Here is a 21,285-nt window from a genome sequence, read left to right as displayed (position 1 = left end):
CACCAGCGTTTCCAGCAGACCATCCCAGACGCCTTGCTCTGCCCACCGGCGAAAGCGCACATAGACCGAATTCCATTTCCCGTAGCGCTCGTGCATGTCGCGCCAGGGGCAGCCAACGCGCAGCACATGTAGCATACCATTCAGATAACGGCGGTTATCCTGAGCTGGACGGGACTTTCGGCCCCGCTCTGACGGAAGCAACGCTTCGATCAATTCCCATTCCGCGTCTGTCAAATCGCCACGTGCCAAGGCTGCCTCCTAAAAGACAGTCTTGAATCACAGTTCAGCTGATTTGGGAACCCACTTTGTCAACAGGCCCTAAGCCCATCATTGCTGTTTTTTGACGGGTGGATGATGTTCACGGTCACGATCCAGCCTGTGCGCGATCTCGCCTCGAGGAGCACATGTTGATGCGGCTCAGGTCATGGCCGGCCCACCTTTTTACCTTTGGGTCCATGATCCAAAACCATAGGGGCGGAATGGCCGCCAGCGCGAAACAACCCGGATAGCCACTCGGCAACCGCGGTAATGCTGGAAAATTGCGTAGTATTTGATAGGGCCGGAGTGGGTTGGCATGATGGTCCGAGTGGCGCTGGAGATGAAAGGTCGCCAGATTGGAATAGATATGGTTGGTGTTCCATGAGTGTTCGGGGCGGCAGGGCTCGTACCGGCCATTGTCAAGCTTCCGGCGCAACAGTCCATAGTGTTCCACGTAATTGGCTTGTGTCAGGCCGTACCACGCGACCAGATGATGAATGGCAATGAACGGCACGATCTCCAAGCCGAAACTAGCAATCAAGATCATGGTAAGGCTGAGGGTAAGCGCATAACCCTGCAAAATGTCGTTGTGGACTGACCATGGCTTGAGGCCCTTACGTTTCAACCGCTGAATCTCGTGGTGCCAGCCTCGCCTAAAAGTTCCCGGTATTTCTCGCAGTGCGAAGCGGTAGATGCTTTCACCCATTCGAGCACTCGCGGGATCCTCCGGCGTGGCTACCTGCACATGATGACCACGATTATGCTCAATGCAGAAATGACCATACCCCACGAGTGCGGTGCTTATTTTGGCGGCCCACTGGTCCCGGCGATTGAGCTTGTGGCCAAGCTCATGACCTATGGTGAGGCAATTGGAGTGGAACATCCCAACACCTACAGCAAATACGATAATTGACCAGATTGGCAAATCGTAGCTTCCAACAACCCAGACCGACAAAATGTAGGTGGCATAATAGACGGGGATGATCGCGTAGAGCAGATATCTGAAATAGGGATCCTTCTCCAGTTGCTGCATGGCGTCTTCGGTGGGATTGTAAGGGTCTTCACCGAACAGATAATCCAGAACGGGCACCGCACCAAAAAAGTAGATCAATGGAATGCTGAGCATGACAGGACTGGTGGTTTCAATGAAGAGCCAAATAGCTATGGGTGGAATAGCCGCAGTGACGAAAGCGACCAACCAAAGATACCGTTTCGCCGTTTGATAGGATGTGCTGGCGTTCTCCAGGTGAGTATCATCGCTCGACATGCCACTTGTCCTCCCTTCCCTATGGTAATTGGGGAGGCCTCGGCAATCAAACCCGCAGTTTGGTGGGTATTTTTAAAGTCTGTTTCCGGAAAACAAGAATTTCCAAACCGCTTTTGCCGTTGGCCAACTGTCGTAGTGGGCCTGCTGCTCTTTGGCGGTCAATCCCGTTACTGGTGTGCTCTGACCGATTACATAGTGGCGAACCAACTCTCCACCACGTTGGAAAAGTGCCAGATTGGTTCGGAACAAGGTTCGTCGGGGTGGGCGTTCAATGCTCGAGGATATGATCGCTCCAGCATCGATTTCCTTATCGATGCGATGCAGGGTAACGCCAACGTCCTCTTTGTTTCTCAAAAGGTCGTAGAAAACGGGGTCTACTCCACGGGCCCCGGGAAGCAAGCCGGGATGAATGTTGAGAAGGTCGTAGGGCTTGTTCTCCAGCGAACTGGCAGAGAATATCTGATTGAAATGTGCTGCAACGACCAAATCAGGCCGTTGATCCGAGATGAACTGCTGGGTTTCTTCCGCATTCACATCATCGGTGACATGGTAGGCAATGCCTTTTTGCTGAGCCCACTCCCTCATGGCTGACCATTTCGGTACGTGGGGCAAACGAAGCCATGGCGAGGTAATGACCCCCAGATAAGCGGTGTAGAAAAAACCGGTTCGGCGTATCAGGCGCCAGATACCTTTCAGACCGTGTTCACCCTTCTTCATCAGGCGACGGGAGTCCACAAGCCCCACAAGCTCAATTGAGGGCTCTCTAGACAAGGATTTCAAAACGGCGTCGGTATAAACGCTGGATTTTGAGCAAAGCAGAACGCGTTTAACCGGCGCAGGGTGCGCAGGTGTGTTGGGGTGCATGATTGATCCGAAGCCCGATGGTTATTCGGATCTAAACGGAATGCCCCTCAAATTCCAAGGAGTAAGTGACGCCATTTCGCATCGCCTTGGGGATACGCGGGGGATTGGGGACAAAGGCGCCTGGTTCGTTGACGCGGGCCTGGGCAATGCGCTGCGCAGCTTCGAAGGCCGCCTGCCGACGACCCTGTGAATTATAAAGCGTGCCATTGACCTGAATCGTACCGGCAAGTGCTCGGATAAATGCCTCATAAATGATGGCATCTGGCGCAGTGCCGTTGGTCCAAAACGCATCAAGGCTGTCTTGAAATGTCAGGCCGGGCACATCGTAGATTGTTGGCATGATGCAGTGTGTCGGACTTCCGTTTTTCAATGCCTCAAGGCCGGCAGAACTGTTTACTGTTACGAACCCTGCAGCGGCTTGGCACAAAAGGGAGAGGTCTCCGCCATCAATAAGAACAAGGCGCTCGCCCAACTGATAGGTTTTGCCAATCTCGGCAATGCTTTGCTGGAGCTGGTGCCGCCTGAATTCCAGAGGATGTGTCTTCAGGACAAGTCTGGCATTTGTTGGCGCGTGTCGGGCAAATGATCTGGCAATGTGGTCAATCGCATCGCGCATGCCTGAGAACGGCGAATGATCGCGGATCTGGAAGTCGCCCTCCAACTGCAAAGCGACGAGGAAGTAAGGGGCTGATTGTTCCAGTAGGGTGGCTTGTACTGCCGCGGCAGCCTTGGCCCGCTTGGCTGCGGTCAGTTGGCTGGTTAGCCATCCGGTGTAGACGGTGCGGCGGCTCTCCAGACGGTGGTTTTTATAATGTGGAAATCGGGCGGTGTGCAGTTTGTTGAAGAAACTGAATTTCAGTTCCTGAAATACTTGTGGCCATGTGCTGCCGGGATAAAGGAGAGCGGTGCGCGGTTCGGGACACTGGCGCGCGATCTCCATGATCTGCGCTGGATCATTAGGGAAATGGGAACAGGCCGAACAGGCGCCGCGCTCAACAGTCATGAAATCGGGGCGCAAGTAGCCCAGCTCTGTGGCCACCACGTCAATGCCATTTGCCTTAGCGACCTTGGTTGCCACGCGATGGTAAAACCGGCGATCTCCATGAAGGACGATGGTGTCGATGCTTTTCGCATTGACGAAGGCGTTCAGATAGTCTTCCCAATGGGCCGGCGTGCCTGAGTAGTCTGAAGCCCCGTCATGATGCCAGTCATGACGGTCGTTGCCACACAGATTGATCCGCTCGACGTGAATCCCTTCTCCCTTCAGAAAGCCGGCTATCTGTGAGTAGAAGTCTGATAGCGGTCCTTGCAGAAACAGGACGGATTGTGCTGGGCGAGGTGTCAGCATTTGTCGCTCCAGTAACAATAGTCGGCAATGGGGACACCAATGCGACGGGCCTTGGCCAGCCGCGGAGGTATGGGGTCATAGGCTCCGTGGCTGTTCACGGTGCCTTCGGCAAGGCGTGTGGCAAATTCCGCAGCGGCTTTCAGGCGGCCATCCGGGGTGAAGAAGCTGCCATGAACCTGAATGCTGGCGGCCATGAGCTTGCGAAGGTCGCCAAACAGCTCCATGTCCGGCTTGGTGCCTTGCTGCCAAAAATCATCCAGCGGCTTCTGACAGGTGAGGCCCGCAATGTCATAGACTGCGATGCCAAGGGTCTTGACCGGAACACCCAGTTGGAGCGCGTGCATACCGGTGGTGGAGTTCACGAGAACTGTGCCGCGCGAGTGACGCAGCAATTGGCCCAAATGCCCTCCATCCAGGACGCGCAGCCGGTCACCGCAACCATAGTGCTTCCCGAGCCGGTCAATCACCCGCGGCCAGTTTTCAAGATTGTTGTCAAATGGGTGCAGCTTGAAGGCAAGAAGGGCGTCGGCGGGTGCGTGTTTGCAGAAGCTTTGCAGCACCTCTTCGATCATTTCCGAAAGGTGACCATACGGTGAGTGATGGCGGATTTGATAATCACTTTGCATCTGCAGCGGGACCACATAGTAGGGCCGTCCCGACCCGCTGAGTTCATCCACGGTGGCTTGCGCGGCGGCCTCTGATTTTCCTGATCGCATCAGGCGCGGGATATAGCTGAAGTAATCTCTGATCGGGTGGTAATAGCGGTCGCGCTGGTAGAACGGGTATAGATAAGGAAAGAACACCGGTATCAGATTGTACCCGACCTCGCTGGCAGCCTCGACGGCAAAGGCGTGCGGAAAATGGTCTTTTGGCCATTCCATGTCGACCGCTGAGGCGAGTTGCCTGATGCGTGCCGGGTCCTCCGGGAAATGAGAATATACGCCCATGCCGCCGCGCTCGAGGGTGAGCCAGTCCGGCCGTAGATAGCCGAATTCATAGGCATAGGCGTTCAGGCCACGGTTCATGGCCACGGCATGAGCGATGCGGTGATACGGGCGCCGGTCTGCATAATAGACGATGTCGGTGATCTTTTCCCGATCCAGCAGGCGTTCAAGATACATCTGCCAGTTCTTGAGCCGGCCCCAGTAATTATAGTGGCTCAGGCCCGCGCGAAACGCCCAGTCTCCCAGAGACAGGTTCGCGATGATGCAGTGGTGCCCCTCCTCCCGCATCTTGTGAAACAGAGTTCTACCGAAAGCCGAGGGGTGGGACTGGAGAAAAAGGAAGCGCTTGGTGTGGTGTGGCAAGGTCTGTCTTCGTCTTCCTCCGGACGCGATGAGCCGAGCTTCAACGTCGGGTGTTAGGCATTCTGATTCTTGGTGTGATGAGCGATAGCGTCCTCCACATCGTCATGGAAATAAAGCTTTCCTTTGTCCAATACACAGCCCATGTCGCAGAGCTGACGTATTGAGCCCATGCTGTGAGAAATCATGACGATGTTGGACCGCTTCAGCTTTTGTTTGAACACTTCATCACACTTGCGCTTGAAGCGTGCGTCCCCGACCGCGGTCACCTCGTCGATGAGGTAGTAACGGAAATCAATGGCCATACTGACGCCAAACGCAAGGCGCGCCTTCATTCCGCTGGAGTAGGTCTGAATGGGGAGGGTGAGCGACTCTCCGAGTTCCGAAAACTCCTGAACAAACTCGATTACCCGCTCCGTGTCCTCGCCATACATACGTGCGACAAAGCGGATGTTCTCCATCCCGGTCATCTGACCATTGAAGCCGCCTGAAAACCCAAGGGGCCACGAGACCTTGACATGCCGGCGGATGCGGCCGGCATCCGGTAGTTCCGCGCCCGCGAGCAGTCGCATCATGGTGGACTTCCCCGCGCCGTTGTGCCCGAGAATTGCAACATTTCGGCCTTTGGGAAACTTGAAGGACACATCGTCAAGGATAACTTTCTCAATACCCTTCAAGTAATAGGTTTTGCTCACATTCTGGAATTCGATCATTTATTTCCGCTTCTTCCTGTAGAGGCGTTCAGCCCCAAGGCCAAAGAGAACGAGAATAAGGGCGACCGTAAACAGATAAGGCTTGCTCAACAACGTACTTTGATAGTGTGGGTAGTATCCTTCCCTGATCCATTCCACACAATGAAGCACCGGATTCCACCAAAGAATGTCCTTGATCGATGGGGGAAAGTGAGAGGGAACGTAAAAGATCCCCGAGATGAAAAAGAGCGGTCGGTTGAGGATACCTTCGATCTGTTTCCATGTTGGCCACAGCCGTAGGATCACTGCGTTGGTCATACCGGCACCCGTCCCCAAGAGCGCGGTTGCACCGATCGACATCAAGACCTGATCCCCATGGCGTGGAAACTCAGCCAGCCCAACTGCAATCAATGTGCCGAAAAAGATCACCATGATGAAGATGTAGGTGGCAATGATAAGAGCGGCGCGCGCGAAAACAACATCTGTTTCGGTGACCAAAGGGTATGCCAGAAGCCCTTTGGTACTATCAAAAACCCCCATGAGCGAGCTGGAGAGCTTCTTGTAAAGCTCGAACTGCAAGAAGCCAGTTGCAAAAAACAAGGCGAGACTGGACCCATAAGGTGGTACGCGGCCAACCATTGAAAAGATCCCGACTAGGACCGCAATACCTAATGCAGGGCTGGCAATTGCCCAGAAATACCCCAGTTGCGAGTTCCCAAAGGTTGTTCGAGTTTCTCGCAGGACAAGAGCCCCGATGACCCGGGTTTGGGTAACAAGGAGGTTTTCCATCACAGGATGCCCATGTCTTATCGGTTTCCCGCTCTACCTCAAATGGTCGCGAACAGAGTAGACAATCAATGTGCCAATCGCCCACACAATCAAAAGGCCAAGGAACAGCAGAATGGAGTTAGTAACCCGACGCGGATAGATCGCTTCCTCTGGATACGACGGGCGCTCAAAGACCGCCAGATATCGCTGCCGTCGATCCGCTTCCGCTCGAGATTGTTCCAGTGACGCCAGGGCTGTCACATAGGCTTGTTGGGCGAACTCGCTTTCCAGCTTGAGCTCTTCATAATCTGCCAACAAGCTGGATAAGGGAGAAAGACGTCCGTCGGCCTCATTGCGAGGCTTTGCTGCGCCCGTTCTGCCTCCGATTTCAGATTGCTTTTCGGCAATCTGTTTTTCAATGGCTGCTTCTTCCCGTCTCAGTTGCCGGATGGTGGGTGAGCTTTCATCAATCGTGCCTTCAAGAGTTGCGAGGCGAGCACGGGTGTCGGAGAGGCGTTCCTGGAGTCGCGCAATCAGTTGAATCTGCACCTCCACATTCAGCGATGGGTCGATTGCATTTTCGGTTTCGCGGAACTCCTTCATGCGCTTGCGGATCATGCGAAGGCGCAGCTCAGCGCGAGAAACTTCCTGTTCGGCAAACCTGACGGTATCGCGACGGGCCTGATCTGATAGTTCATTAACGAGTTGGGAGGCGTATTGAAGAACTAGTTCACCCGCCTGCTGCGCATCTTCCGGGGTGAAGGCTTCAACCTCGAAGTTGATGATTGAAGAAGACGTGTCAAAGCTTGCCGAAATCATCCAGTCCCAGTAGCTGACAAAGCTTTCGATCGGGAGCGCCGGATCTATTCTGTAAAAAAAATCCACGTTGTCATCGGCGAACTTTTCTTTCAGGTTCATGTCCTTGTTGAGACGCTCCACCATTTCCCGGCTCTTCAGATACTCCAGGATCATGTAGGAATCCGTCGTGGTGGAGCCTTGGCTGGCAACCCCTGTGATCGCACCCAGAAAGTCGCCAGACATGGCAGGACCATCAATACTGCGCACGGAGAACCCGGCTTTTGAGACATATCGATCCGATGCGATGAACGCGAAGTACACACTGCCTAGAATGGCCGGGATTAAGACGCACAGCAAAAAAGAGGCCCACAAGACTCTGCGGCGCTTTTGCTGCGGGCGCAGCCCGGCCAAGGAAAAGAACTTTACCGCCTTTTGCGGGCTGGGCGCGCCTTTGACAGGCAACGGAATAACGGACCCACCCTTTTTCGCGGGATCCGCTTTCTGCGCTGGTGCCTTTTGTGGCTTTGGAGCAGACTGTTGCTGTGCCTTGGGCTGCGTGGGTTGTGGGCCTGCATTCTGCTTGGCGGGCGCAGCTTGTGCTGGACCTGCCTGGGCTTTGGGAGCTGATGCCTGATCTCCCGCGTTCTGCGGCTTTGCCGCACCAGATGCATTTTCCTTCGGAGCTGCCATTGCGTCTTTCTGACCCGCCTCAGTTGTTGCCCGGTTCGCTGTCACTTTAGTATCTAGCCTCCAGTCGAATGAGCCGCGCCACCTTCGGGAATTCGTGATTCCTTCCAGAGCCTCACACTGTACACATCTTGGACCTAACGTAAGCCATGGTGTGTCTCAGTGTAATTTTTGACTAGCGTGGCCGCACCGCCAGGCGGTTTCATCCGATGTGCCAAGCGGTGCGTGGCTATCCTACCTTTATCTCAATTCGCTTAGAAACTGATAACGGTTGAGGAACGTGCGACGCTTGCCGTAGTGCTCAGAATGCGTGCAAACTTGGTCAATTCTGTACCAAGGGATGTGGATACGTACAGGATATCCTTGTTTTGCACACCAAATTGTTGCGCCAAAAAGTAGGATTCCGCCTGTTTCATGTTCAGACGATAGACCACGGGCACTTCTCGGGCCCCTGCCCAATTCGCCCCCGGCTTCAATGCCTTGACCAGTCGTGGATCTTCATAGCGGAACACGAACATGCCCAAACGATCCGCTGTTGCTTCTGAAAGTCCACCCACGCGGCCCAACGCTTCAATAAGCGAAACCTCGCCGGCCTGAATCGGGTATTCGCCCACCTTTTGAACGGCACCAAATGCGGTGAAAGTCTGTGGATTGTGGGCGACGATGATCTGGTCGCCCGGACGAACGAAGACGTTTTCACCTTCGCGGTCGTAGACGGTCTTGAGCAGTTGTTTGGCTCGCGTTTCACCTCGCACGAATGTCACGTAGGTTTCGCTGGCCGGCGTTGCACTACCGCCAGCGCGGGCCAGAACATCCAAAAGCCGTTCGTTGCGCAGGGCGAGCGGCAATTGACCCGGTTTTCGCACGTCACCAATCACGTTCACCAGACTGCTGGTATTCTGTTTCAAGGTGACAATGACTTGCGGGTTAGTAGCCTGCCCTTCCAATGCAAGTTGAATGGCTTCCTGCAAATGATCAACGGATTTGCCCGCTGCGTGTACCTTGCCGATGTAAGGAACCGAGATTGAACCTTGCTGATTGACAACGAAGGGGCCGAGTTCGGTCTTCGCCCCCATTTGAGCCTGAGAAAACAGGCGATCACCGCCGCGTTCCCAAACGACAACCGAAACAACATCACCAACACCCACAATGTGGCGCGGTGCCCAACCCTTTTTCTTGAACTTGCTGCCAAACCCCTGTGCTTGATAGGAGAGCAGTGTGCGCATTGTGGTTTCGTTGATGTCCACCAGTTCGAATTGAAAGGCTTGGGGGCTTTGTTCGCGCGACTGCGCAACAAGCTCGCCAGACAACGGACCAGAGCCGGGAGTAAAGGCACAGGCTGCCAAACTGGCACATAAAGCGCTCAGCACAACCCCTTTCAACGCTGTCGTTGTGGTGGGAAATACAAATGTGGTCAGCAGCTTCAACAAATTCATATCTACTCAATGGCTTTCGTAGAATCGGACAGTTCGAATCTCAGCGTAATCAGCTATAAGTTTCCTAGCTTGTGCATCCGGAACATACAATAAGTGCTTGGTCTAAAATAATAATGAAATTTTTATAGATATCCAAAATCGTACTAGCAAGTTTGACTAGTTTCCATTGATCAACTGCCCTAGGCAAATACATTTCCGCTGTGAAGAGAGAGAATGAATGCATCGTGAAAGGAAAAATCCCAGAAATATAGCGGTAACAGGGGCTAGTTCAGGTCTAGGCCGCGCCTTGGCGATGCACTATGCAAAGGAGGGCGCGCGGTTGTTTTTAACCGGACGGAATATGGCGCGCCTGCAAGAAACCAGATTGGCCTGTGAACAAGCTGCGAGCGACGTTCATGTGAGTGCGCTGGATCTTCGCGAACCCGCCCCGGTGAAAAAGTGGATAGATGAAATTGAGCGCCAGAGCCCGATTGATGTATTGATTGCCAACGCGGGCGTAACCGGTACACATGAGCGCAATGGTGCCATTGAAACTGCGGAAACCGCTCAGCTTCAGATTGCCACCAATTTGGGTGGTGCGGTCAATCTGGTCACCAGCGCAGCTCCCCACATGCAAGCCCGTGGGTGCGGGACCATCGTTTTGGTAAGTTCGCTTGCTGGGTTGCAACCCATCGCTGATGGGCCTGCTTACGGTGCTTCTAAAGCGGGGATAATCGCATATGGAGAAGCCATGCGTCAGTACCTTGCTGATTATGGTGTGTTCTTATCCGTGGTGTGCCCCGGCTACATAAAGACGCCCATGGCAGACCAGTATAAAAGCTGGCGACCTCTGGAGCTCACGGCAGAGCGGGCTGCGGAAAAAATAGCTCGCGCAGCAGATCGCCGAAGGGCGCTTTATGCATTTCCGTTTGCCTTGGCTTTGAGCATTCGGCTGGGGCTTTTGCTGCCGTGGCAACTGAGAAAAAACGCCAGCCGAAAATTTAATTATATTAGAGACTAGGCTGGCTAGCTTGTCATTAAGCCAGCCAACTGAGCGATTGATATCGGGTCTTGTTCGTAATCCGACAGTGTTTTTATAATGGCTGCAATAGCCGTGTCCATTTGCTCATGGGTATGTTCGCTAGTGATGAAGAAGCGCAGGCGTGAGGCCTTTTCGGGTACTGCGGGATAGATGATCGGAAGAACATTGACGCCTTCTTGAAGGAGCCGTGCGGCAACAACGGTTGCCTTCAAAGAGTCCCCGAGCATGATCGGTACAACGGCACATCCCCTGCTTACGCCCGTATCCAGCCCGGCTTTTTGCGCTGCTTTCAGAAAATACTGGCCATTGGCTTGCGCTCGGATGACACGCCCCGGTTCTTCTAGGAGGACGCTGATTGCTTTGCTCGTAGATGCTGCGAGAACCGGCGACAAGCCGACGCTGAAGACGAAACCCGGTGCGGTAAACTTCAAATATTCGACGAGATCACGTGAGCCGGCAATGTATCCTCCGCATCCCGCCAGGGTTTTAGAGAAGGTCCCCATCCAGATATCAACGGCTGAGGGGTCTTCTTGGAAATGTTCAGCAAGACCCCGCCCCGTCGAACCCAAAACGCCCAGAGAATGGGCTTCGTCGACCATCAACCATGCGCCATAGCGTTGTTTGAGCTCGATCAAGCGTGGCAAATCCGGATAGTCGCCGTCCATCGAATATACGCCCTCAACAACAATCAGGACGCGATCGTGCTTGTGAGCCCGGCTCGCGAGGATTGCCTCCAGAGCCTCAAAGTCATTGTGTGGGAACGCTTGGCGCACGGCCCCGGAAAGTTTGGCACCCGTCACAATGCTGTTGTGGATATAGGCATCATGAACGATCAAGTCATTGGTTTGCATGAGCTGGCCAATGGCTGCAACATTGGTCGCATGCCCGCTAACGAAGGCAACAGCGGCATCCACACCATGCAAGGCTGCAACTTTCGCTTCAAGCTCGGCGTGAATGGGTCGTTCCCCGGCAACCACCCGGCTGGCGCTTGCCGAAATGCCATAATAATCGGCAGCAGACTTGGCCGCTTCAATGACTGCGGGGTGACCATTCAATCCGACATAATCATAGCTGGCAAAGTTTATGTAGGTTGTTCCATCCATTTGGGTGGTCGCACCGGCGCGTTTGTCGTGAGCGCGAAAGAAGGGGTTCTCAATACCCAACAAATCCGCTGCGGCCTTTTGCAAACGCATTTCCTGAAATCCAGGCAAAGCAGAAAACTGGGGCGCTGGCCGTGGCCCCGCCTCGGCACTGCGCATGTTGGGTGGTGTCGTATGCTGTGTCGTGTTTTTCTTGCGGCGCACGGCGGCCAGGGCCGCCTGCCGTTCTGATGTGCTCAGTAATTTAGGCGCCTTGTTGGTGCTCATTGCAGTATGCTCGCCACCTTATTTCCTTGGCTTTCCAAAGCCTTTTGGACGGCCTGTTTTTGCTCGTCCGACAGGTCATCACTCACGTGCTGGCTCGCCAGCGTTTCATGGGAACTGGATGCAGTGCTGCCAGAGGTCGCCTCATTGCCAAGGCGTTTGAGGATCTGCAGGGCAAAGTCTTCAATACAGGTGCCGCCGGTGATGGAGACCAATGGGATCTCCACTCCAAAGCGTTGTTGGATCCCCATTCGCAGCTCAAGACCCATCAGGGAATCCATGCCAAACTCGGCAAGAGGCTTTTTCGACCCAATTTCCTCCGGCGGCAGGCGCAAAATGCGGCCTATTTCGCCTGCGAGCAGCTTGCTGATGATCTCCACGGCATCGCGTTCGCTCTTTCCGGCCACCAATTGCTCCAGATCCAACTGATCCTGGGAATCTGCGGTTGAACCGAACTGCTTGGTAAGCTGGTCGAAAGAGGGTGATTTGAGAAGCGGTAATGTTGAAAGCGCCGTTGACCAGTCAAAGCGCCCAATGTGCATGACTGCATCGTCCACACCGCCGCCATCGCTGGCCATGGCCATGGCCAGCACATCCAACCCCTCACGTGCGCGAATGGTTGCCGCGCCGAGATGCCGGGAAAGCTTTCCGGAGACATCCTGATTGCGGGCGAGGAACCCAACGTCGCCAATGGCGCCCCATCCGACGGCTACAGCCGGGAGGCCTTGCAGCCGGCGCTTGCGGGCGAGCCCCTCAAGATACCCATTGGCCGCTACGTAATTGCTTTGGCCGGGGTTGCCGATCATGGTTGTGGCTGACGAGAACAAAATGAACTGCTCAATGGGATCATCGCGCGTCAGTTCGTCAAGGAGAGCGGCACCGTGAACCTTCGGCTCCAAGACACGAGCGAAGCGATCCGCATCCAGTGATGTAAGAATGCCATCGTCCAGAACCATTGCGGCATGAATAACGCCCTTGATGGCACCGTTTTGGCGCAGGTCTGCCAATAGCCCCTCCAGGGACCCGCGATCAGTCACGTCACAAGCACGTGCTTCAACCAGAACACCTTTTGCAGCCAACGTCTCGATGAGACGCTGGTGCTCTTCACTTGCCTGACCTCGGCGGCTTGTAAGTACAAGGTGGCGAGCGCCGCGATCTGCCAACCAATTGGCGATCTGGCCGCCAAAACCGCCCAGGCCACCCACAACCAGATGGGTGCCCGTTGAGCTGAACCTGACGGGGTCGCCCGGCGCGGGCACTTTTATCTCACCTTCTTGCGGTGGTACCACGATGATCTTGCCAATATGCCCAGAGCGCTGCATCAACCGGAAAGCATCTTGAACGCTGCGTGCCTCAAAACGACGGTGAGGCAATGGAGTAAAGACCTGATCCTTCAGAAGCGCGAAGACTTCCTTGATCAACCGGGTCATCAGCGTTTTATCATGCAAAAGGATCTGATCCAGATCGATCCCGAAATAGGTCAGGTTCCGCCGGAATGGACGCAGGCCGATTTTTGTGTTGGCGTAATAGTCCCGTTTGCCAAGTTCAAGGAAACTGCCGAATGGACGCAGCGTCTGCAAGCTGCGTTCCATTGCTTCGCCTGCCAGAGAGTTGAGGACTGCGTCCACGCCGTCTCCGCCTGTCAACTCCATAACCTCATGTGCAAAGTGCAAAGAGCGTGAATCCAACACGTGGTCGGCGCCGAGGATTTTCAAAAGATCCCGCTTCTCATCGGAACCGGCTGTAGCGATCACGCGGGCACCCGCCCACTTTGCGATTTGCAAGGCTGCCAAGCCGACGCCGCCGGCGCCGCCATGAATGAGAACCCATTGATCCTCGCGAAGCCGGGCCAAGTGAATCAGGGAGTAATAGGCGGTTAGAAAGGCAACGGGAACCGTGGCTGCGGCGATCAGGTCATGATCCTCTGGCAGCGGGGCTATGGAGAATTCAGGCACCATGACATGTGTTGCAAAGCCGCCGGACGTGAAGGCGATGACCCGATCGCCGGTCTTGACCGTTGTGACGCCCTGACCAACACGGGTCACGGTTCCGGAAACCTCAAGGCCCAAGGCCGGGCCTCCGTAGCCATCTTCCAGTGCTTCTTCCGGCAACATCCCTAAGGTCCACATCACATCCCGGAAATTCAAGCCGGTCGCCGCGACTTCGATTTCAACTTCCTGAGCGCCGATTTCGCGATCGGGCATGGCTTTCCAGTGTAGATTGTCAAGAGATCCGGAACGATCAAAGCTCAGTTCCATGCGCTGACCGGGCTTCCATGCCTTCCGCGAGAAACCACGTACTACACGCGGCACAGCAAGCGTTGATCCTGTAACAACCCCTTCTGTTTCTCCGGCCAGGGATGTAATGCCTCTGAAGATCTCGCGGGCCAGTCTGTCGGCGTCTTGTTGTAGCGAAACGTCGAGCAACGTCGGATTTAGTTCCGGCGCTTCGTTGGACAGAGTACGCGCAAAGGTCCAGATGGCACTTTGGACGGCTGAGGCGTGGCCGGTATTTGGCGCGCTGGCGCCGCCACTTGCCACAAGTATCGTTCTGAGCTCTCGTGTCCCGGCTGCCTGAGAAAGCGCCCGGTACATCATTGCCTTGGCCGTCAAAGCCTCTGTGGGCGTACTATCGATGCCGAATGTTGATGTGAGGTCAATGACAGTGAGTTCAGTTGCCGGATTGATTTCCTCCAGGCGCGACGCCCAGAAACCCTCGTCTTGAACCGCTTCGTGCCTCGGATCAATTTCAAGATGACGGAGGCTGATGCCATGGGAGGCGGCCAAGCTCTCCAGCGTTGCGGTGCATTCAGCTGCGGCCGGAACCTTGCCGGTTACAAGCAGCCACTCCGCCGAAACCTCGTCATGATCTTTTGTCTCAATGCCCGGCGAATTACGCCATGCTGATACCAGTGTCAGCGCGCAGCCGTTGACCGTGCATTGATGTGTATCGACATCCCGCAACCCGCAGCCGCTGAGGTGGTCCTGCCAAGCTTGCGCGCCCATCATTGGCCCCAGGGGGAACTCGGAGGAGAGGCTGTTTGCAAACCATTGTTCCCGGATTCCGAAAACAACGTCCTGCAGAATTTCCGGAGGGCTTTCGACCGCAATGAAACGGCCGTCTTGAGACAAGGCCGCGCCCACATCTTCAAGCGATAGGCTGCCGGTTTGAAACAGGTGCAGACGACCGCTGGACAAGACCACATCATAGGCTTCTGCTTGCAATACGTCGGTCCAGCCCTCGGAAACGTCGCAGACGCGAATGACGGATGTCGCCGGCTCCGTGGCTTGTAAACGGGCCGCGCAGCGGTGATCAGGTTCTGCAACCGTGATAGACAGCAGACTGTGGTCCACGCGGTTCGCGATGAAGCGAGCCACGTTCAAACCTGATCCCGACAGCTCCAGTACGCGCAGGGGGCGATCGGCAGGCCATGCCTCCAGAAATGGCGTGAGCCATGCCTCGAGGGCGGCGGTTCGAGCCAACGCGGCGGGGGATGAAAACCAGAAATGATCAAGAAGGGCAGCAGAGGCTTCAGTCTCAACTCCGTCTTCCGCCGAGATCAATCTGGTAATGTTGCGACGTGCCTGGGAGATCAACGTCGCGCTGGCCGCCTCCTCCGGATTATCATGCAGGACGCTGCGAACAAGTACATCGAAGTCGGGAAGTTCGAAGCGGTCTGTCAGCCGGAACCTGTGCCCGTCAAGCTGAACGGCGCCATCCACATCCAAAAGGATCTGCATCAGCTGACGGAAATAGAGTTTGTGATCCTCCGGCAAGGTGGAGAGATCTATCTCACCGTCTTTACACGCCTGCATCAGAGTGTCGTAGGCCACACGTTGGGCCGCTGCTTCCAGAAGGAGAGAGCTTTCCTTCTCTTCTGTTTCAGCGCCGACATAGAGGTTTTGTCGCGTCAAAGCCTTTGGGGCGAAGCTAACTTGGAGCTGTGCGAGCGCGTCTGGTGCCTCCTGTTGACCGTGCAACGGAAGGTAGCGGGTTTCGTGCCGATAAATTAAATCGGCTGGATTGTCTTTGCGTCCTAGCTCGGTGGCGCGGAAACGGCCTCCCTTGATGATCAGTAGCGCAGTACCGTCTTCATCAAAAATCCGGAAATCCGCGTGGATCGAACGCGACGAAACCCGCCGAACTCGAAGGTCAACGACAGCAGGGGATCCGCCGGCCCGCGCCTGCCGGATGGAAGCGAAATGAATAGGGACATACGCTTGGCCAGTTGCCAGATCATCCTCAGATGCTGCCTTGAACAACGCCAGAAGGCCATGGAAGCAGCCATCGAGTTCTGCGGGATGTATGCCAAAATTACCCCGCTCCAATCCATCATCTCGTAAAGATTGCAATTGTACGCGCAAGCGATCCGGTCCCAGCTTGGAGATGGTCCGAGCGCGCTGGAAATGAGGGCCAAATTCCAAGCCATATTGATGGGCACGGTCATAGATCTCATCGCGGGCCGCTACCAGCTCCGCGGGCCGGTTATGATCATGTGCCCTGGCATCGTCCTCACTGATTGCTTGAAATACGCGGCCAGTGGCATTCAGCATCCAGGCATCATCGCTCAAGCGCCGACGGCTGAAGATCTCCACGGTGCCTGTTTCCGGACTGAGTCGCGTTTGAACTTCAACAAGATAGTCATGACTGAGGTGCAGAGCCTGGAGAATATCCAGCGTCTGAACCTCGACCTCTTCCTGACCATAGACCTCCTGAGCAGCAGCCAACATCATTTCAACATAGCCTGCACCCGGGAAGATCTCGTGTCCATTAATGAAATGATCTGCCAAGAAGGGCACGACCGTTGAGTCCAGATGAGTTGTCCAGACCGGAACTTCTGCGTTAGCCCTCCATCCAAGCAAACAATGATATCCGCCCCGGAACAGGCCAATATTGCTCTCGCTTGTCCCCTGGAAGCGGAATGTCTTGTGCTGGAACGCGTAGGTCGGCAGTTCAATTGAAGATGCCGGGTTTTCGCCAAACACGCGATGCTCGTCTACTGCAACCCCTGCAGCCATGGCGCGTGCAAGGATTTGCAAAACCGGATCCAGATGATCCGGTTCGGATTGGGACAGACTGTCCAGAGTTGCGATTGTACTTTCAGCTTCGGCTGCGATTTGCTTCATGTAGCCTTGCAAAATTGGCTTTGGGCCAATTTCGATCAGGTAGCGCGCGCCATCATCAAGAGCGGCCTCAACGGCGCCGACAAACTGCACAGTTTGGCGCAGGTTCTGCCACCAGTACTCCTTCGTAAGGGTATGTCCCTCCGCCCTTTTGCCTGAGACTGTTGAATAGAATGCCACGCTCCCCTGTTTTGGTGAGATCTCGGGCATAGCGTCTCTGAAAGGGGCTTCAACGGGGTCGATCAGAGCACTGTGGAATGGATAATCCAGAGCGATTTTACGGAAAACGTAGCGTTTGCTTTTGGCAAAGCGGCCGAAGGCCTCAATGTCTTCATAGGATCCGGAAACCGTAACCGATTTTGGGCTATTCACAGCTGCCACGCCCAAAGTGGGCAGGCCACTTTCATCGATGGCGGCTTGAGCTTGGTCTGCTGGGAGCACCAAGGCAGCCATCGTGCCGGATCCGGCAACGGTTTCCTGATGGATGGACCTGTTGAAAACGAGCGCTACGGCATCTTCAAGCGACAGAATGCCGGCCACCTCAGCCGCCGCGACTTCTCCGATGCTGTGTCCCAAAACCATGTCTGGTTTGAGGCCATAAGCTGCCAGTGCACGGCACAATGCCACTTGAGTGGCAAACAGAAGGGGTTGGGCGACGCTGGTCTTTTTCAGGCGCTCGGCCAAGTCTTCGGCAAAGAGCTGGTCTTTCAAGGACCACTCGCTCAGGCTCTCAAAGAGCTTGTCTATTTGCTGGAAGGCGGCGCGAAACGCAGTATTGCGCTGGTAAGCACACCGCCCCATGCCAGCCCATTGGGCTCCGTTGCCCGAAAAGGCAAAGGCACACGAGCCTGAGTTGGATTGTGTTTGAGCATGAATGACCTGTTCACTGGTCTTGCCGGTCGCAAACTCTCGCAGGTTTTGTGCAGTCTGCGCTGGATTGGACCCGACAACCAGCAGCTTTTCGCCGAAATTCTGGCGCCGGTAATAAGCTGCCGATTGCAAACCGGCCAAGTCTTCATCATTGGTAATCGCATCACAGCGCGTGGCGTAGGTTTTTGCCAACTCAGCCAAAGCTTCTTTTGACTGTGCTGACAGCATCAGGATGCCGGCGCCATCGTTTGAACTGTTTTGATGTGCAACGACATCTGGCTGCGCTGGATCGCTCAAAATGACATGAGCATTTGTTCCGCCAAAGCCAAACGAATTGACGCCGGCGTAGCGCTTGTGTTGTCCGCGTGCCAAACCAATGCCGTCTGTGATGACGGACAGGTTCAACCCTTCAAAATCGATATCCGGATTGGGCGTCTCGAAATGCAAGCTCGGCGGCAGGTAGTTGTTTTCCAGAGCCAGAATGGCCTTTGCGACGCCTGCGAGACCAGAGGCTGGCTCCAGATGACCGATGTTGGTTTTGACCGAACCGATGGGAAGCGGCGTTGATCGGCGCTGGCCAAGTATTGTCCCGATGGATTCAGCTTCCGCCGGATCACCAACTCGGGTTCCGGTGCCGTGGGCCTCGATGAACGCAAGGTCCTGTGGGTTGATGTTATGATGGTCGTAAATGCGTTTCAACAACGCGGCCTGATAGTCGGCAGAGGGCAACGACATGCCAACCGTGCGACCGTCTGAATTGATATCGACACCTACAATGTCTGCATGGGATCGTTGTCCCGGCCAGCGGTCGGCATCTTGACGGCGCAACACAAACACCAGACCGCCCTCGGCCCGTACATACCCTTTGCCGTCTGCATCAAAAGCGCGGCACAATCCCTCCGGCGACAACATGGTTGCCTGGGCAAAGCCCACAAATGGAAACGGGCTGGCCAACACGTTCACGCCAGCGACGATTGCGGTATCAATGCGTCCCGCGTTCAATGCATCAACAGCCTCGTTGAGGGCGACAAGAGAAGACGAGCAGGCCGTGTCGACGGAAAAACTGGGCCCCTTGAAATCGAAAATGTAGGAAAGCCGATTTGCTACGATTGACAATGTGTTACCGGTCATGAAGTGCCCGGTTGCAACACTCGGATCGAAGAGGCTTTCTGCGCCATAATCCAGAGCAGAGGCACCGACAAACACACCGACATTGCCACCCGACAGCGAGGACGGCGCCACACCAGCGTCTTCAATGGCTTCCCATGTTAGTTCAAGCAGAATGCGTTGCTGCGGGTCCATTTGTTCTGCTTCACGCGGAGAAATGCCAAACAGGCCTGGATCAAACCCCCACACGTCATCAAGGACGCCTGCGGCGAAACTGTATGTTTTGCCGGGCTCCGAGTAGCGCGGGTGCAGGTAACGGAAACTGTTCCATCGGTCGGCTGGTATCTCCGACACAGAACAAACGCCGTTTTTCAGTTGCGTCCAGAGCTCCGATTTCGTGGAGCTGCCTGGTACACGCAGAGACCATCCTACAATTTCAATCACTTTGTAACCCGTCTTGAATTCAGAGCTTTGGCTGGCCGCCCTTATGCCGCCTGACGAACCTGCATAGTTCCACTAGATTGCGCCAATCTAAACACTTCAAATACCAGCTTTGATTTTCCCGTGGTTGCATCCAACGATGCGCGCGTCAAGCCGATGGCTTGGTACAGAACCCTATGCCCGTCTAAGCTTTAAACGCGACGCGACGATGAAAAGAAAGGGTGGACCGTACAGATTTTCGTGCTTTTTGGGGAAGATTGCTGCAGCGCCATAAAGAATAATAATAAATTGCGTTATGCACACACACACAGATCATGGGAAAACTCAGGGAGCCGTTGCGGCAAATGATTCTGGGTTGGGATTCTCTCGTTAATTGATATTCAATAAAGACTAGTGACAGGGGTCGGTCCCAATGGCCGATAAAAATGTGCACAACACCGAAATCTAACTGTCGATATAGTCCGCCTAACTGCATCCATAGGTTGCGATTAGGCGCCTCTGCGACTCTTTATGGGGTTTGGCACAGGGGCTATTGGCCGCAAAGTGCGGTACATTACGCGGCCAATTCCAGTGGAACTGATAAGCGCTGGCGGCCTATTCGACATCGTCCAAGCAAGCTGCCACCGTTTCAAACATTTGGTCAATTTGACCACGTTCGATGATGAGAGGCGGTGAAAATGCCAGGATATCGCCGGTAACGCGCACCATGACGCCCTTCTGATAGGCCTTCACCATGGTTTCAAAGCCACGCGCCCCGGGCGCGCCCGGTCTTGGTTCAAGTTCCAGAGCACCAACCAGCCCAAGATTGCGAATGTCGCGAATGTGCCGTCGGCCTTTCAAGGCATGCACCGTATCTTCAAAGTATGGTGCCAGATCGGCGGCACGCTCAAACAAGCCGTCTTCGCGATAAACATCAAGCGTCGCCAGACCAGCCGCTGCTGCTATCGGGTGACCTGAGTAGGTATACCCATGAAAGAACTCGATGGGGGCATCAGCATGGTCCATGAAGCTTTCATAGATATTGTTGGTGACCACGACGGCGCCCATGGGAATGACACCATTCGTAATGCCTTTTGCGCAGGTTATGATGTCGGGTTTGACATCAAAGTACTTGGAGGCGGAGGCCGTGCCCAACCGCCCGAAGGCTGTGATCACCTCGTCGAAAATCAACAGAATGCCGTGGCGGTCACAGATTTCCCGAAGTCGGCGCAAATAGCCAAGAGGAGGCAACAGCACGCCAGTTGAGCCCGCCATGGGCTCCACGATAACTGCGGCAATGGTGGAGGCATCATGCAGCCCCACAAGACGCTCAAGATCTTCGGCCAGTTCGCCGCCATAGACCGGGCACCCTCTTGTGAAGCTGTTGCGTTCTGGATCGTGGGTATGTCGCAGGTGATCGACGCCGGACAGCAATGAGCCGAAATACATGCGATTCTTGACGATGCCACCCACGGAAATGCCGCCAAAACCAGTTCCATGATAGCCACGCTCACGTCCGATGAGACGCGTTCGGCTGCCCTGCCCGCGTCCGCGATGATACGCAAGAGCGATCTTGAGTGCGGTGTCGACGCTCTCCGAGCCAGAGTTCGTGAAGAATACATGGTCCAGCCCATCTGGAAAGAGACCTGCAACGCGGTTCGCCAGTTCAAAAGCTTTTGGGTGGCCAAACTGAAACGTGGGTGCGTAGTCCAGTTCATCAACCTGCGCTTTTATAGCCTCTGAAATGCGCGGGTTCTTGTGCCCGGCATTCACGCACCACAGCCCGGCCGTCCCATCCAGAATATCGCGGCCATCCTGCGATTTGTAATGGACGCCCTCTGCAGCCACGAGCATGCGTGGATCCTTTTTGAAGGCTTGGTTTGCGGTGAATGGCATCCAGAAACTGGATAAATCGTTGGGTGCTGGTTCGCTCGACATGGTATCCCCCTGCGGTTGTT

Annotated in this window: 13 protein-coding genes; 1 reads left to right on the top strand and 12 read right to left on the bottom strand. The window is 55.0% G+C overall.

Annotated elements, in window-relative coordinates; all coding sequences use genetic code 11:
* The 9 genes from G512_RS0112805 to G512_RS0112765 all read right to left on the bottom strand — a co-directional run.
* On the bottom strand, nt 1-249 hold a 249-nt coding region (locus G512_RS0112805; protein ID WP_028481667.1), incomplete at its 3' end, for a transposase.
* Between the two features lie 115 nt (nt 250-364).
* Nucleotides 365-1,525 carry an alkane 1-monooxygenase gene (locus tag G512_RS0112800; RefSeq protein ID WP_028482072.1) on the bottom strand — a complete coding sequence of 387 codons (1,161 nt, stop codon included), beginning with the start codon at nt 1,523-1,525 and terminating at the stop codon, nt 365-367.
* A gap of 72 nt (nt 1,526-1,597) precedes the next feature.
* Nucleotides 1,598-2,389 carry a formyltransferase family protein gene (locus G512_RS22170; RefSeq protein WP_028482071.1) on the bottom strand — a complete coding sequence of 264 codons (792 nt, stop codon included), beginning with the start codon at nt 2,387-2,389 and terminating at the stop codon, nt 1,598-1,600.
* Between the two features lie 31 nt (nt 2,390-2,420).
* The gene (locus G512_RS0112790) at nt 2,421-3,737 is read right to left on the bottom strand and encodes a capsular biosynthesis protein (protein ID WP_036489758.1); all 1,317 of its coding nucleotides are present in this window, start codon (nt 3,735-3,737) and stop codon (nt 2,421-2,423) included.
* Nucleotides 3,731-4,969 carry a capsule biosynthesis protein gene (locus G512_RS21025; RefSeq protein WP_051269308.1) on the bottom strand — a complete coding sequence of 413 codons (1,239 nt, stop codon included), beginning with the start codon at nt 4,967-4,969 and terminating at the stop codon, nt 3,731-3,733. The genes G512_RS0112790 and G512_RS21025 overlap by 7 nt, the downstream gene beginning before the upstream one ends.
* Before the next feature lie 128 nt (nt 4,970-5,097).
* A complete protein-coding gene (locus tag G512_RS0112780) occupies nt 5,098-5,754 on the bottom strand; it encodes an ABC transporter ATP-binding protein (RefSeq protein ID WP_028482069.1) in 657 nt (218 codons plus the stop codon).
* The gene (locus G512_RS0112775) at nt 5,755-6,522 is read right to left on the bottom strand and encodes an ABC transporter permease (RefSeq protein ID WP_028482068.1); all 768 of its coding nucleotides are present in this window, start codon (nt 6,520-6,522) and stop codon (nt 5,755-5,757) included. It lies immediately after the preceding gene.
* Between the two features lie 33 nt (nt 6,523-6,555).
* The gene (locus tag G512_RS21020; protein ID WP_143181319.1) at nt 6,556-8,034 is read right to left on the bottom strand and encodes a lipopolysaccharide biosynthesis protein; all 1,479 of its coding nucleotides are present in this window, start codon (nt 8,032-8,034) and stop codon (nt 6,556-6,558) included.
* A gap of 206 nt (nt 8,035-8,240) precedes the next feature.
* Complete coding sequence (locus G512_RS0112765; protein WP_028482067.1) at nt 8,241-9,422, bottom strand: polysaccharide biosynthesis/export family protein; 1,182 nt, start codon at nt 9,420-9,422, stop codon at nt 8,241-8,243.
* 217 nt (nt 9,423-9,639) lie between these two features.
* On the opposite strand from G512_RS0112765, the gene G512_RS0112760 reads away from it, so the two are divergent.
* On the top strand, nt 9,640-10,422 hold the full coding sequence (locus G512_RS0112760) for an SDR family NAD(P)-dependent oxidoreductase (protein ID WP_028482066.1): 783 nt from the start codon (nt 9,640-9,642) through the stop codon (nt 10,420-10,422).
* Nucleotides 10,423-10,427: 5 nt separating this feature from the next.
* Here G512_RS0112760 and G512_RS0112755 read toward each other — a convergent pair whose 3' ends face one another.
* From G512_RS0112755 to G512_RS0112745, 3 genes are all read right to left on the bottom strand, one after another.
* The gene (locus G512_RS0112755; RefSeq protein ID WP_028482065.1) at nt 10,428-11,810 is read right to left on the bottom strand and encodes an aminotransferase class I/II-fold pyridoxal phosphate-dependent enzyme; all 1,383 of its coding nucleotides are present in this window, start codon (nt 11,808-11,810) and stop codon (nt 10,428-10,430) included.
* Entirely contained in the window at nt 11,807-19,351 is a 7,545-nt protein-coding gene (locus tag G512_RS0112750; RefSeq protein WP_028482064.1) for a type I polyketide synthase, read from the bottom strand. The genes G512_RS0112755 and G512_RS0112750 overlap by 4 nt, the downstream gene beginning before the upstream one ends.
* A 591-nt stretch (nt 19,352-19,942) precedes the next feature.
* Complete coding sequence (locus G512_RS0112745) at nt 19,943-21,265, bottom strand: aspartate aminotransferase family protein (RefSeq protein ID WP_028482063.1); 1,323 nt, start codon at nt 21,263-21,265, stop codon at nt 19,943-19,945.
* Nucleotides 21,266-21,285: the final 20 nt, after the last annotated feature.

The sequence above is a fragment of the Pseudovibrio exalbescens DSM 16456 genome, assembly GCF_000422785.1.
Lineage (GTDB): Bacteria > Pseudomonadota > Alphaproteobacteria > Rhizobiales > Stappiaceae > Pseudovibrio > Pseudovibrio exalbescens.
Note: the sequence above shows the minus strand (reverse complement) of the source record. Positions and strands in the feature narration are given on the sequence as shown.

Excerpts from the sequence above, each read along its gene's own strand:
- G512_RS0112800 (WP_028482072.1), bottom strand. The coding sequence starts at position 1,525 with ATGTCGAGCGATGATACTCACCTGGAGAACGCCAGCACATCCTATCAA.
- G512_RS22170 (WP_028482071.1), bottom strand. The coding sequence starts at position 2,389 with ATGCACCCCAACACACCTGCGCACCCTGCGCCGGTTAAACGCGTTCTG.
- G512_RS0112790 (WP_036489758.1), bottom strand. The coding sequence starts at position 3,737 with ATGCTGACACCTCGCCCAGCACAATCCGTCCTGTTTCTGCAAGGACCG.
- G512_RS21025 (WP_051269308.1), bottom strand. The coding sequence starts at position 4,969 with ATGCGGGAGGAGGGGCACCACTGCATCATCGCGAACCTGTCTCTGGGA.
- G512_RS0112780 (WP_028482069.1), bottom strand. The coding sequence starts at position 5,754 with ATGATCGAATTCCAGAATGTGAGCAAAACCTATTACTTGAAGGGTATT.
- G512_RS0112775 (WP_028482068.1), bottom strand. The coding sequence starts at position 6,522 with ATGGAAAACCTCCTTGTTACCCAAACCCGGGTCATCGGGGCTCTTGTC.
- G512_RS0112765 (WP_028482067.1), bottom strand. The coding sequence starts at position 9,422 with ATGAATTTGTTGAAGCTGCTGACCACATTTGTATTTCCCACCACAACG.
- G512_RS0112760 (WP_028482066.1), top strand. The coding sequence starts at position 9,640 with ATGCATCGTGAAAGGAAAAATCCCAGAAATATAGCGGTAACAGGGGCT.
- G512_RS0112755 (WP_028482065.1), bottom strand. The coding sequence starts at position 11,810 with ATGAGCACCAACAAGGCGCCTAAATTACTGAGCACATCAGAACGGCAG.
- G512_RS0112745 (WP_028482063.1), bottom strand. The coding sequence starts at position 21,265 with ATGTCGAGCGAACCAGCACCCAACGATTTATCCAGTTTCTGGATGCCA.